A 13,789-nucleotide genomic window follows, 5' to 3' on the forward strand; every position below is an offset into this window, starting at 1 on the left:
TCAGTGAGGGGGTTCCGGCCATGTTTGGTGCTTCGCCTTCAGTCGAACATCCCCAAGGGACGCGCTTCCGCCTGTTCCCTCAACTTCCGACGCTAGAAGAACAGGGGGAACCTGAAACAGTCTGGGTTTCGCCGCCTGCAGGTACGGTCTTTCCGGGACCGGCCGACGCTCGTTTGTATGTCGTCGACCCAATCGGCAAGGAAAAACCCTATGGCTTCTACGAGGAGCCGGGAGGGCAAGTTACGCACTACGGCCCGCCATGGGATGGGCCAATCGTTGCGCCTGCCGAGCCCGACAGGGATGGGCATTTCGATCATATCGAATTCGGTACGCCGCAGTTCCTCCAGGCGCACGCCTATGGCGCAATACGCTTCACGCTGGACATATGGCAGGAGTATTTTGGACGCGGCATCGGCTGGCATTTCGCAAACAGCCGAGAAAGGCTGGAGGTCGTGTTCCTGCCCGGACTCGACAACGCCTATGCCGGCTACGGCTCGATCGAAATAGGCTCGTTTCGCACGCCAAGCGGCAACTGGGTCGAATTCGGCTTGAGCTTCGATGTCGTATCGCACGAGACCGGCCACCTGATCATCTACGGCGAGGTGGGCCTTCCCGACACCAGCAACATTCCTGGCGAACATTTCGGTTTCCATGAGTCATCGGCCGACATGGTGTCGTTGATCTCGCTCATGCATTTCGAGTCTGCCCTGGTAGGGCTGCTCGAGGCGAGTCATGGCAACCTTTACAGCTACAACCGTCTCAACCGATTTGCGGAAGTATCTGATTTCGAACAATTGCGCGTCGCGTCCAATCCGCTAACGCTCTACGATTTCGCGGATGGATGGGTGGACGAACATGACCTAGCCCAGCCGCTGACGGGCGCCCTATTCGACATATGGGTCGATGTTTTCCACGAGGACCTGCTGAAACGAGGGTTGATCCCCGCGCAACTCGAAGACCTGTCGGATCAGCTCGAAGGCGATCCATCCTATCATGAAGTCATCCAACCTCTGTTCGACAACGCCTATGGCACGAACCCGGAAGGCTTCGCCGCATGCCTTGCTGACGCTCGGGACTATATGGGCCGCGCGCTTGCGCAAAGCTGGTCCAGCCTGCGCCCGCTTCACCTGGACTATGCTGCAGTCTCGCGGGCCTTTCTTGCGGCCGACGATCGGCTGACCGGCGGACGTTTCCAGAGGATCATAACGGGCAACATGGAGCGGCGGGGGATCGGTCTCGTGCGCGCAGGCCCGAAGCTGTTGTCGACAGGCGAAGACAGCCACACCTATTCACGGCGTGCCCCCAAACCGGAGATGCAGCAGAATTGCCGGCATTTTCCCTACCGGACGAGGATGGCGCTTAGGCGAGGTGCGTGATGTCCCTTCTGGCATATGTCGCGCGTGCTGCAGTTGCACAAGCCAAGGCTACTTCTCGTGAGAAACCCGCCATAACATCGTCAGTTGTATGAACAGCAACGATTTTATGATAGTTTCGACCCCAAGCTGAGTGTGGATGATTTTTTGTTTATTGGCTAAGGAGAGGTGGCGTGGCAGAAACCCTTCTCAGTACCTCCACGATACTGCTGTTCGGCAGGGTCATGGACGACATGAAATACAGTCCTGTTGATCCGCGAACGCCTGACGGACCGCCCGCGGTAGGTAACGCTGGAGATCCGCCGCGCTTCGGCGACAACAACGACTTGATAGAACAATTGCTGGCAGACAAGGAGAACGAAAAGAAGAGTGTCAGATTCGCCAGAATCTACGGCTTTGCGTTCGAAGGCCAGTATTATGACTTTGCGAGGCCGCAGATATTTCTTGTTCATGGAAGTGGAACCAAGGCTGAGAGCCCTGTCCCTGGCGCGGGCGCCAAGGCCCGTGCCAACCGTAGCGCCGACAGAACCGGCGTAGCCTCAACCGACACGTCCTTCGCCGAGGACATCATGGTGTGGTCCTACGACAAGGGTGACTATCTCGTGCGTCTCGATCCGTCCGCAGGGCCGCTTGAGCAGATTGTCCTTGATGCAGAGTTGGATGCGGCTAGCACGTATAGCGGCGGCAAAGCCTACAGTGGTGGTAAAGCCTATAGCGGCGGCAAGGCCTATAGCGGCGGGAAGGCTTATAGCGGAGGCAAAGCTTACAGCGGCGGCAAGGCGTATGGTGGTAGCAGCGACTAGTTCATGGCCCCGAAAATCGGGATCTATTTTCGGAAAGGATGATGCACAGCATCCTTGCGCATCTTAGACGCGCTACGCGGTTTGGCTGCGATAGAAACGGGATTGCGTTTTAGCTAGTTTGATCCCGCGTGATATTTTCCATCCCTTTGGTGGGACTATTGGGCGCTCCAACGCATGTGCAGCTTTGTGTTGTCGCTGCCATTAGGCTTGAAGCCCAGCCTGCGATAAAGGCTGATCGCGCGGTTGCCCCGCAGCAGTGACAGCAGCACCGGCTTGCCGACGCTGCGCGCATCGGCCATCGTCTCACAGATCAATTTCGTGCCGACACCTCTTCCCCGGATCGTTTCGTTGAGATGGATCTGGTCGAGATGGACTTCGCTCTCAGCGTGCGAAACCTGGATCCAACCCGCCTCGACCCCATCCACAAGGACGATCCTGATCTCTTCCGGCTTAAAGTATTCTTTGAAAGCGTTCTCCACCTTCTTTTCGTCCCAGATGCCGAGCGCCTTTTGAAGTGGGCACATGGAGGAGAGGTAAAGGGCCTGGCAGTAGCCGAAGTCGCCTGCAACAGCGGGGCGCATCGCAATGGGTGTAGGCGCATCGCGCGCCACTCCAGGCTCTTGCAGGCTCATTTTATCCCTGCCTCTCTCAAGCCGTCGATCAGCCGTTCACGTGGTTCGGGGTTGCGATCTGGTGGCACGTTCACCCAGTGCGCAAGGGTGAATTCGGGATGGGTGAGCAGAAGCTGCCTGGCATACTGGCGAGCTTCGTCCATGCGCCCGAGCAAGGCATTGCTGGCGGTCAGCATGCGGTAGGCCTCGGTCTTGTCATGCATCTGGTTGAGTGTGCGGATCGCTTGCTCATAGTCCTGCATATCGAAATAGGCTTCACCCAGATGCCAGAGATACCAGTCGGGATAATAGGGATTGAGGCGCATGGCCCGCTTGATCAAAGAAACGGCCCGCTCCGTATCCCCATAGACGGAGACTGAATGCCCCATTTCGGCCAGCACGTCGGCGTCGTTGGGATTGGCGTCGAGGGCACGCTCATAAGCGGCCAGGGACGCCTCATGGTCGCGCTTGTAGAGGTAGGCGCTACCCAGGGCGGCATAGCCGCGCGCGTCGCCCGGATCGAGGCTGATGGCAATCTCGGCCTGCCTCAGCGCCTCGTCCAGCGACGGCTCGGGTGGGTCGGCCCAGTTGAAACGCCACGCGTCGTTGAGTGTGCGCGATATCCCTATGTAGGAGCGAGCATAATTGGGATCGACCTCGGCGGCCTGCTCGAAAAGACGGCGAGCATGCTGGTTGGTTTCGCGCAGCAGTCGCTGGTAGACATATTTGCCGTGCAGAATGAGCCCGTAGGCCTGCAAGTCGGAGGGTGCACTCAGCGCCATCCGGTGCATTTCCGATGCGCTCACCTCGATTGACAGACGCGATGCGACAACGGTCGTGACTTCGTCCTGAAAGGCGAAAATGTCGCTCATGTCGCCGTCGTACCGGTCAGACCATATGGTGCGTTCCGACATCGAGTCGATGAGCTGGAACTGGATGCGAACCCTGTTTGCTATCCGTTGATAGCCGCCATCAACGAGATAGCGGACCCCAAGCCGGGCGCCGATTTCTCGCGACGACAGGTTCAGCCCGTGGAATACCGAAGAAGATCGCTGTGCGATGACGTGGAGGTCATGGAAACGGGTCAGGTTCGAAATGATGTCACCTGTCACGCCGTGGCAGATATGAGGCGGTTCGCCGGATAGATTCTCCAGCTGCAGAACCGCGATCGAGTTTTCCGGCATCAAATGGAGCGAGACCTCGGCCAGACCGTTCGTCTCGTCTTGTTCCAGGCCATCGCCAGTAACTAAACCTGCTCCGCTCGTTTCTTTGCGGCCATTGAGCGGCGGAGAATTCGTCGCGTGTTCCGGGCGCCCGGCCTGGTTTGGGCTCTCCGAAGCAGGAATTTGAGGTTTTGCCTTGTTCGTCTGAAGTAGGTGTTGGCGGGCCTGCCACCAATAGTTTCTTTCGGTGGTCAACCAGTCCTCGAACTCGGGGTCGCGAATGTCGATGCCTTCGAGAAAGTCCGCATCGATGGACTCCCGCAGGAGTGCGGTACCTTCCATCTGGGAAGTTCCCTCGGTCAGGGCAAGAAGGTCGAGTTCAATGAGATCCAGTCGAATACGGACCGAAGTCCTGTCCGTCTCGATCACGTCAGCATGGGACCCCAGGCACTTTCGTATATGCGTCAGTGCTTGTCGCAGGCTCGACGAAGCCTGTTCGGCCTCTCGGTCGCTCCAGAGCTTATCGCAGAGCCAGACCCGGCTTCGCACCCCGTGCTCGGAGGTTGCAACCAAAGCCAAAAGCGCCTGAGCTTTCTGTGCTTTCGGCGTAATGTACTTTCCGTCAGGTCCGATCAGCGCAAATGCTCCAAGCAGGCACATTTGTACGCGCCGCATGGGTACATCTTCACCATTCTTCATCGGGTCGCGCTCTTGATTACGCAAGGGCAGGTAACATCAGTTTCCTGCGTAACGCAATGCGATCGCGACGAGATCGAGCCCGCATCATCTCGGGCGGCAGAGACCGGTTCATTCACCTCATGAAGGTTGCGGCCGAGCTGGTCTCCCGCCATGACCCCGGCGATGACAGCGCAAAACTTGGAATGACAGCGACCCGCGATTAAAGGCCCTTTTCACATGCATCTCACGCCTGCTTAACGCTGACATCACGCCTGCATGGAAATCTATCGTTCGCAGGGTTTAGAGGTGCCAGGTTGCAAACCTACCCTCCATATCACTTGCGAAGCAACAAAGGAGGCTCACATGACTAAGATCATTCTTGCATGGATAGCAGTCCTCACGACTGCCACGTTGGTTTACGCTGGCGGCATTTCGGGAAGAGAATGCCGTGATGTAAACAGTCATCAATCTTGCGTTAAGATAAATGACACTGAGGGGAACTGAGTAGGCTGTTGATTAGGAAACCCTCTTCTGGCCTATCACGTCGCCGCTAGTACAGTTGTCGATCCGCGCGGCGGTTGGCCAATTTGGGAGACTGACGCGACCGAAAGGATTTGGAGGGCCGCCATCAATCGAACCTTTCAGCAGGTCAACGTACGCTTGATGGTTCTGTTGAGGTCGTGCCTTCCATTCAGCCTAGCAGTTGCAACAGAAAGGCCTGCTGGTTGAGGGGGGCAGCAGGCCCCAGTTTGGCGCGCTAGCGCTTCTGCCCGATGTCAATGAGCGCCGCTGACCTCTACCTTACCCGCTCTTTCGGAAGTAGCACTCTAGAGCGACATTCGGCTGTTTCAGTGCCTGAAGCTGTCGAGGGTAGGCGGCTTGAACAGCTGCACCCGCCTCGGCATGGCTATTGGCCGAGAGTTGGCCGTAGGTGTCAAACGGCGACCAAAACGGGGCCGGACGCAGAATGGCAGCTTCTGGTCGCAGATCCTTGGTTGCGGACGTTCAGGTCAGGCGTGGGCATGGTCGCGATCTGACCCCTAGCGGTCATTTGCCCTCGCGATGGTTCCGGCAGCTTTTTGCTCGACGCTAAGTTCGAGGTCTCTGTGGAGTGACTGGCTTGCACTCGCCAGCCTTGCAGTCCTTGGGGCGACCACGGGAGTCTAGAAGATGTAGTTGACGATTTTCTCGTCGATGACGCGAGCGATCGGAAAGACCGAACCGTCAAGAAGACCACGACGAACTTCCGGAAAGTGGCGTTTTCCTGGATGACGAGAGCCTCTGCCCGCGAACACCGGAATGTCGGTGTCACGGTCGACGACCTTCATTGGTCCGCTGTGAACGACCCTGGCATAGATCGGATCGGCCACATCGCCAAAGGCGCGTCGAATTCGAAACTCCGGCGGCTGCCCGCTTGGAGTGGCCGCGAACAGGCCACTCTCCTCGGCCATCAGCCGCTTGCGGTTGAACCCGTCGGAAGTCACCACGAGCTTGATGCGTCCCGTCTCCGCATCAACGTCGCCATCGAGCAGCGGAAGCGCTGGTCGACGCCCTTCGGGGATAGCGACGGGCACGATCGGCGCGTCGGCGAACTTCGCCTCGAGGCCATCTTTTCTGACGGGGACGACCTTGAGGAACTGCACCGTGGAGATGCTTCGCGGCAGCTTGCCACGATATCGGGCAACACCATCCCCGCCGGCTACGACGGCATCCTTGGACGTGCGGTGCTGTTGTAGAGAGTCTATTCGTCAGTCACCGAGGATCAGTCTTGACAGTCGTCGTGGACAAAGCGAACTTCTAGAGCGTCGCCTCGCAGAGCAGTGCATGAAAGGGGTACATCAATTTTAGACCCCTAAGTGTTGGATTGTATGGCATCCTGCTCCCCAATGCAATAACATCTGTTGCGGAAAGTTTATATCTGAAGTACAATTAATCTATATCTATAGTGTCATGAATAAGGTGTGGCCCAGAATGGGGTCGCTGCCCATTCGACGCGTAGTTGCTGTCACTCCGTACGGTGTTAGTCGACTCCGATAGGTGTTGTGGACAATATGTCTACGCATTCCAAGGGAGGGTTGGATGCGTCCGCGGCTGCTTCTTGCGACTATTTTGTGTCTTTGGACATCCGCGGCGTTCGCATGGTGGGACGAAGGTCACATGCGTATTGCCGCCATGGCCTACGAACTGCTAACGCCGGCGGCCAAAGCGGAGGCGAACCGGTTTTTCCGGCTCAATCCCCGCTACAGCGAATGGAAGGCCGCCGCCCCCCCAAATTCCGACGGGAGTCCCGGAGATGTCGACCGATACACCTTTATCCGCGCCTCGGTTTGGGCGGACGACATCAAGAACTACAAGGAATATCGCGACGCCAGCACTCAGGATAAGCCTGACGGACCCAAGGCTGGTCAAAACGTGGGCTATTCCGACAAGCTGATCCACGCATATTGGCATTACAAGGATATTGGCTTCAGTGTCGACGGGACACCGGTCGGCGACGCCGATCCAGTCAACGCAATTACGCAAATCGAGTTGCTCCGCTCGGGATTGGCGTCGGCGCAGCGCCTCGAGGATGAGGTTCGCTCGTATGATCTGGTATGGCTGCTTCATCTCGTCGGCGACGTTCACCAGCCGCCTGTTGCGGGTTGCCGCCCATGACGCAAAGACACGGTTCATCTGCTGTACCAATCGCGTTGGCGCAAACATGGTTCCGGCCCTCTTTGATCCTGCTGAAGTGGCGGGCCAAAGGCTGGACGAAGTGTCGATCTACTATTCCAGGCGCGGCGGCCCCGTGAAGCGTGGCCACGTAAGTGACCATCGAGAGCGGCTAACGGGGACTGTGGGGATTTTCGGCATCCCGGAACCTCAGTTGCACGCGAAGTTCCTCGCATGGGATGACGATCATATCGTCGTCAGTAGCCTGAACTGGGGATCCCAATCCACCACTGTGAACAACCCGTTGGATGAGTCGGCCTTGTACCTCCAAGGCACTGGCCTCGCAGCTATCCTGCTGAAGAAATTTAACGCCGAGAATAAGCGGATAGACAAGGATGCCTAAGTAGGCGCCATCACTGAGGTGGCCTAAGACGTATCCTGGGGTCCAAGGACAAAGGACGATGTAGGCATCGGATCTTAGGAACAGGAGGATGCGGCGGCAAACGGGGGGTTCGTCCAAATGCGGCGCGCAGCCACTAATCGGGCTTCCTAGGGGACTGCTTGGAAAATCATACCTTCGTTAAACGACTTTTTGGACAGACAGAGGACATCGAGGCAATTATAGATTGCTTGGAATGGCGCGACAGCGGAAAATAAAGCTATAGTTTGCTTTTTTGGATTTTTCACGATAAGATAAACGATGATTGCGCCGACGGGGTAATTCTAGGAACCCTATGCGCCAAAAGTAAGGTATGGTTTATCATGGTCTTGCGGACCGCCGACATTCTGTTCAAGGACCGGCTCGCCGGAACGCTGGTGGAAACGGCGGGCCGTGGAACGCGCTTCAGTTATACCGCGGATTGGGCCGAGGACATCGCCTGCTGTCTGCCCGTCACCCGCCGCGAGCATGAATGGGCACAGGGGCTGCATCCGTTCTTTCAACATCTCGGGCCAGAGGGCTGGCTCCGCGAACAGCAGGCACGCGTCGCCCACGTCGTCGAGGAGGATGATCTGGGTCTGTTACTGCGCTATGGCGCGGACTGTATCGGCGCCGTCAGCGTCAGGCCGCCAAAAGGGGCCGAGCCGCCGACGGCCATCACCGAGGCCACGGCCAGCCCCGGGCGCACGGTCTCGGGCATTCAGAAGAAGCTTCTGGTTTCCCGCGAAGGAGCAAAGGGTGCGTTCCAGCCTGCCGCCGCGGACGGCATCGCCCCCTATATTGCAAAGTTCAATTCAGAGCGGATAACAACGCTCGTGCGAAATGAGGCCCTAAGCCTGCGCTGGTCTGCTGCGGTACTGGGCGCACGGGAGGTCAATGAGTTCACGCTAGCCTTCATTCCCGTCGTTAATGAGCAGGCGCTCATACTCACGCGCTTCGACCGCGGGCCGAAGGGTGAAAAGCTGCGGCTGGAAGACTGCGCGCAGATCCTGTGCAAACCTCGCGGGCAGGACTACGCCGGAAAGTATGATGCCGCCTATGAGGATATCGCCGCCATCATCAGCCAGTATTCGGCGCGGCCGGCAATTGACCTCGCCCGATTTTTTCGCCGCCTGATCGCTTTCGCGCTGATCGGCAACTGCGATGCGCACCTAAAGAATTTTTCATTGGTGGAAACGCCAATAGGGCTGCGCCTCTCGCCCGCTTACGACATCCTGAACACCGCTTTCTATGACGGCTTCGACCAGACGCTGGCCCTCTCGATCAACGGGCGCAAGGTACATCTTGATGTTACCGACGGCGATCTGTTCCGCAGCTTCGGGCGAGAGATCGGCCTACCGGACCGGGCAATTGAGCAGATCTTTGCCGACCTTCGGCGTCAAGTGAAGAAAGCCGCGCCCGTAATTCGCCCGCCGGACGCCGAAGGGCCGGATGGATTTGTAACCCTCTATGCAGAGATTGTGAGCAACGCATGCCTGAGAATCCTCGGGGAATAGGTCCCCTCAACTGGCAGGGTCTTGTCGATGAGACATTGCGGCGACGCAAGACCGAAGGCATGACCCAGAGGGAGCATGCGGCGCTCGCGGGTGTCAGTGTGCCGACAATTGCCGCGTTCGACCGGGCCGAGCGGACTCTCACGCTTGCCAAGGCGTTTGACATCCTGCGCGTAGTCGGCCTGATCGACGAGCAGCCCACAGACGGTGCACAGAATGCGTTTGTCCATGAGTCTTTCAAACGGTGGCAGACGCTGATCGATACGCTGCCGGCCGAGGCGTCGGCACGTTTCCCTCATGGCTGGTATCGCATCGACTACTGTCTTGAGGGCGACCTGCGACCTGTCAGCCTTACGGAATACGAGGGTATGCTGCGCCAAGCGGTAACGCGTCACACGGGCTGGCCCGTCTTTATCGTCATGTCGCGGCCGGAACTTGCCCCGCGCGAGGTGGATGGCGCGATCGAGTGCTGGCTGGCAGAGCCCAGCGTAGAGCGTACGTTCAATGATGCGGCTCATGCAGACTTCTGGCGCGCGTTACCGTCAGGGCGACTCTTCCTGATGCGCGGCTATCAAGAAGACGGGCAGGACACTTTCCCGCCCGGAACGATCTTCGATACGACCCTCCCGGTTTGGCGGCTTGGTGAAGGTCTGCTCCATGCTGAGAAGCTTGCATCCCTTCTGCGGAAGAGTGACGACACTCCCATAACGGTTCGGTTCAGAGCAATCTATAACGGCCTAAGCGGACGCTTGCTGCGATCATGGGCGAACCCGCTAAGTGAATTGTGGCTAGAGGGCCATGCCGCGCGCAGCGACGAGGCGGTGCTGGAGGTAACTGTGCCCGCTGAGACCATCACGGAGCGGCTCAGCGAACATCTGTTTCCGATTATTGCCTCTCTCTATGAGAGGTTCGGTGTGACCGGCCTTACCGTCAATCGCGTCAAGGCCGAAACCGATCGCCTACTGAACAGCCGGACAGGGTAGGCATAAGCCAGGCGTTCAACAGGTGGAACATAGAGCTCGACAGCGCGGAACAGCGGACCCTAGCTCACAAACATATAGCGCTTACAATCACATAAGAGTTCCCAGTTTCATCCTGTCCGGCGCGCCAGTACGACTCTGGAACTTTCCAATTCGATCCAAGCGGAAAGTGGCAGGATGTCAGCTTTCGGGGAGAGCCTTGCCGGCCTGGAACGGCTGAAATAAGGGCGCAAAGCTGTCGGCCACGCCGGGCTGACCCAGCGTCCGCTTACATCATTTGGTCGGCGGAACCCGACGGGCAGAAAACCACCCAGCGCCGATATCGCCGACATCGCACTCGGGGCCAGCAAGCGAAAATCTTTTTTGGCCTGCGATGTGAGCTGACCATCGGCTTCTCGGATATCGAGCTGGAATAGCAGCCGTTCCGGTCGCGTCCCATTGCGGACAATAGCGAGTTGATTCACTAATTGTGGCGACCGGGTCGATCCCGGTGAAGCGACCGGTGCGAAAAGCATTGGATATAGGAGGAAACACCGTGCATGACCTTGCGATCCTGTTCTCCATCCTCGGGGTTTTCCTTCTCGGGGCTATCAGCCCAGGCCCAAGCTTTGTCGTGGTTTCGCGCATCGCCATCTCCGGGTCGCGCGCAGACGGCGTAATGGCGGCGATAGGTATGGGCATAGGCGGCTTTATTTTCGCCTGTATCGCAGTCGCTGGTCTGACGGCGATCCTGATGCAAGTTGAATGGCTTAATCTCGTGCTGAGGCTGGCCGGCGGAGGTTATCTTGTTTTGCTCGGAGTTAACATCTGGCGCGCCGCGCCCAAACCGATAGAGGTTGCAGAGACGGTAACTGGACGACCAAGCACGCTTTGGAAGTCCCTCCTACGCGGTCTCTTTGTGCAACTGTCCAACCCAAAGACAGCGATCTTCTATGCGTCGATGTTTGCTGCACTGTTGCCCTCGCCGACACCATCGTGGATGTTGATTGCTCTGCCGCCGCTGCTCTTCCTCAACGAATTCATGTGGTACGCCATTGTGGCCCTGGGTTTCTCATCACGCGGACCGAAGGCTGCCTATTTGCGATCCAAAGTTTGGATCGACCGCGCTGCGGGAGCGGTGGTTGGAGCGCTGGGCGTCAAGCTGATGACCGACAGCGTACGACCTTCTGTTTGACGCATAACTCCCGCATTTCGGCGTTGAAGTCGGGATTCCATCGATCTTTGCCATTGCGCTTTCGCCGGCGGCATCAGACTGGGGCCGATGAACTAACCCGCTGCGCGGGAGCGCGCGCGCGGTGAGGTAAAGGGCACGAGCCGTTCGCCGCGCTTGCATTGAGCGTCGTTCGGCAGCGGCAGAGCATGACGGGCTTCTTCAACAAGGAGCCTGATCATGCCCCACCCTGTTCTCGATGCACCCATCAGTCCGCTGCGCCAGCACAATCGACCGCCCAGACCTGGCGCGCARGCTGGTCCGGCTGGCGCACCCGCGCAGGCTGCCCATGGTGCTGAGCCGTGACGAGGTTGCCCGTCTTCTCAACGCCACCACCTGCCTCAAGCATCAGGCTGCGCTGTCGGTCGCCTATGGAGCCGGGCTGCGCGTGGCCGAGGTGTCGACGCTGAAAGTCACTGATGTCGACAGCGAGCGCATGCTGCTGCGGGTCGAGCGCGGCAAGGGCGGGCGGTGCCGCAATGCCATGCTGTCGTCGGACCTGCTCGCGCTATTGCGCCAGTGGTGGAAGGTCGGACGGCAGCAAGGCGTCATGCACCGCGACGGCTGGCTGTTCCCCGGACAGCATCCGATGAAGCCGATCAGCACCCGCCATCTCCATCGCATCGTCGTCGAGGCGGCACAGGCCGCGGACATCGCCAAGCGGGTCGGGCCGCACACGCTGCGTCACAGCTTCGCCACCCATCTTCTGGAGGACGGCGTCGACATCCGCATTATCCAGGTCCTGCTTGGGCATGCCAAGCTCGACAACACGGCCCTCTATGCCAAGGTCGCAACCCGCACCGTGCGTGCGATCACGAGCCCACTCGACAAGCTCGGCCTGTTCAAGCCGGCGGAGATCTCGCCTGATGGCTGAGGCGTGCCCGCCTCGATTGAGGTCGCCGACATCTTCCGTGCTGCCGGGCCGGCCTACCGGGCCACCCATGCCGGGCACTTGAGCCTGCAACAGCTGAAGGTCATGTCGGCGATCGAACACTGTCGCACCGCAGCCCTTGGTGGTCATGTCGAGGCCTGCACAGACTGCGGCCATTGGCGGATCGCCTATAACTCATGCCGCAACCGGCATTGTCCCAAGTGCCAGGGCGCGGCGGCACGGACATGGCTTGCCGAGCGCGAGGCCGACCTGTTGCCCGTCGGCTACTTCCACGTCGTGTTCACGTTGCCGGCCGAGATCGCCGACATCGCCTTCCAGAACAAGGCGCTCGTCTACGACCTGCTGTTCAAGGCGGCGTCGGAGACGATGCTGACGATCGCCACCGATCCGAAGCACCTCGGCGCGCGCATCGGCATCACCGCCGTGCTCCACACATGGGGCTCGGCACTGACGCACCATCCGCATGTCCACATGATCGTGCCGGGCGGCGGCATCGTGCCGGGCGGCGGCATCGCGCCGGACGGAGGCCGGTGGATATCGTCGCGCGCGGCCTTCCTGTTCCCAGTGAGGGTTCTCGGCAAGCTATTCCGCCGGCTGTTCCTCACCCGGTTGGTCGCGCTGCACGATGCCGGGCGGCTCGCCTTTTTCGGATCGCTGGCGCACCTGGCCGAGCGGCGAGCATTCCTGCGGCACCTGTCGCCGGTCCGGAAGAAGCCTTGGGTGGTCTACGCCAAGGCGCCTTTCGCCGGGCCGGAAGCGGTGCTGGCCTAYYTGTCGCGCTATACCCACCGAGTGGCGATCTCAAACCGCCGGCTGATCGCCTTCGACGAGGCCAACGTCACCTTCCGCTACAAGGACTATCGCCGCTCAGGCACCGACCGGCAGCAGACGATGGCGCTCACGACCGACGAGTTCATCCGTCGGTTTCTGCTCCATGTCCTGCCGCGTGGCTTCCACCGAATCCCCCATTACGGTCTGCTCGCCGGCTCCTCGCGCAAGGCCAGCCTCGTGCTTGCCCGCCAGTTGCTCGCGGTCGCGCCTCCCGTCCTGAACGATCCATCGGTGGAATCGGACGACTTTCGCCCGCCCTGCCCGTGCTGCGGCGGACGCATGATCGTCATCGAGGTGTTCGAACGCTGGAGCCAGCCGCGCGGACCGCCAGGCAGAACGGCGAGGAACCGGGAGAGCGCCCCATGACCCGGCATGGGATGATCCAGCCTTCAGCCGCGGGCACTCAGCCTCCGGCAACGGACCCACGCGTGTCCATGGTGATTGCTGGCGTCGACAGGCGAGTGGCCGGACCAGCGCCGGGCCGCCAGTACCGCGCGATGGAGCAACGAAGCGGGCTGTCCGCATCCACCTCGCGCTTCCTATCGGCGCCCGCGCCAACGCCGACATCGGCCGCAGATCGAAATTTCCATAGCCGTTGACTGTGGCCCGCGGGTTCCTTCCTCGGGGACTTTCGTACGCCCGCCGGCGCCCGAAACTCATCACG

The 13,789-nt window shown here is 59.5% G+C and carries 11 protein-coding genes and 1 pseudogene; 9 read left to right on the forward strand and 3 right to left on the reverse strand.

The features are described from left to right. Positions 1-20 precede the first annotated feature (20 nt). Together AC1DLV_RS21705 and AC1DLV_RS21710 are read left to right on the forward strand one after the other, a co-directional pair. Positions 21-1,376, forward strand: coding sequence for a gluzincin family metallopeptidase (locus AC1DLV_RS21705; RefSeq protein ID WP_476836240.1), 1,356 nt, complete (start codon positions 21-23; stop codon positions 1,374-1,376). Between the two features lie 170 nt (positions 1,377-1,546). Continuing rightward, a complete protein-coding gene (locus AC1DLV_RS21710) occupies positions 1,547-2,176 on the forward strand; it encodes a hypothetical protein (protein WP_476801854.1) in 630 nt (209 codons plus the stop codon). A gap of 155 nt (positions 2,177-2,331) precedes the next feature. Here AC1DLV_RS21710 and AC1DLV_RS21715 read toward each other — a convergent pair whose 3' ends face one another. From AC1DLV_RS21715 to AC1DLV_RS21725, 3 genes are all read right to left on the reverse strand, one after another. Then, positions 2,332-2,808 carry a GNAT family N-acetyltransferase gene (locus AC1DLV_RS21715; protein WP_476801853.1) on the reverse strand — a complete coding sequence of 159 codons (477 nt, stop codon included), beginning with the start codon at positions 2,806-2,808 and terminating at the stop codon, positions 2,332-2,334. After that, positions 2,805-4,649 carry a tetratricopeptide repeat protein gene (locus tag AC1DLV_RS21720; RefSeq protein ID WP_476801852.1) on the reverse strand — a complete coding sequence of 615 codons (1,845 nt, stop codon included), beginning with the start codon at positions 4,647-4,649 and terminating at the stop codon, positions 2,805-2,807. Before AC1DLV_RS21720 ends, AC1DLV_RS21715 begins: the two co-directional genes overlap by 4 nt. Before the next feature lie 1,142 nt (positions 4,650-5,791). Beyond that, positions 5,792-6,271 (reverse strand): hypothetical protein, encoded by a 480-nt coding sequence (locus AC1DLV_RS21725; protein ID WP_476801851.1) that lies wholly within the window; start codon positions 6,269-6,271, stop codon positions 5,792-5,794. A gap of 514 nt (positions 6,272-6,785) precedes the next feature. On the opposite strand from AC1DLV_RS21725, the gene AC1DLV_RS21730 reads away from it, so the two are divergent. The 7 genes and pseudogenes from AC1DLV_RS21730 (at position 6,786) to AC1DLV_RS21760 (ending at position 13,491) form a co-directional block, all read left to right on the forward strand. Continuing rightward, complete coding sequence (locus AC1DLV_RS21730) at positions 6,786-7,283, forward strand: S1/P1 nuclease (protein ID WP_476801850.1); 498 nt, start codon at positions 6,786-6,788, stop codon at positions 7,281-7,283. Between the two features lie 46 nt (positions 7,284-7,329). Then, positions 7,330-7,683 carry a phospholipase D-like domain-containing protein gene (locus AC1DLV_RS21735; protein WP_476801849.1) on the forward strand — a complete coding sequence of 118 codons (354 nt, stop codon included), beginning with the start codon at positions 7,330-7,332 and terminating at the stop codon, positions 7,681-7,683. A 359-nt stretch (positions 7,684-8,042) separates the two neighbouring features. Beyond that, on the forward strand, positions 8,043-9,215 hold the full coding sequence (locus AC1DLV_RS21740) for a type II toxin-antitoxin system HipA family toxin (protein ID WP_476801848.1): 1,173 nt from the start codon (positions 8,043-8,045) through the stop codon (positions 9,213-9,215). Then, positions 9,191-10,195, forward strand: coding sequence for a helix-turn-helix transcriptional regulator (locus tag AC1DLV_RS21745; protein WP_476801847.1), 1,005 nt, complete (start codon positions 9,191-9,193; stop codon positions 10,193-10,195). The genes AC1DLV_RS21740 and AC1DLV_RS21745 overlap by 25 nt, the downstream gene beginning before the upstream one ends. Before the next feature lie 532 nt (positions 10,196-10,727). Next, positions 10,728-11,366 carry a LysE family translocator gene (locus AC1DLV_RS21750; RefSeq protein ID WP_476801846.1) on the forward strand — a complete coding sequence of 213 codons (639 nt, stop codon included), beginning with the start codon at positions 10,728-10,730 and terminating at the stop codon, positions 11,364-11,366. A 262-nt stretch (positions 11,367-11,628) separates the two neighbouring features. Then, a pseudogene (locus AC1DLV_RS21755) lies at positions 11,629-12,276 on the forward strand (tyrosine-type recombinase/integrase); the annotation flags it as partial. 3 nt (positions 12,277-12,279) lie between these two features. After that, a complete protein-coding gene (locus AC1DLV_RS21760) occupies positions 12,280-13,491 on the forward strand; it encodes an IS91 family transposase (protein WP_476803195.1) in 1,212 nt (403 codons plus the stop codon). Positions 13,492-13,789: the final 298 nt, after the last annotated feature.

This window comes from Aminobacter sp. 01T433, assembly GCF_056398585.1.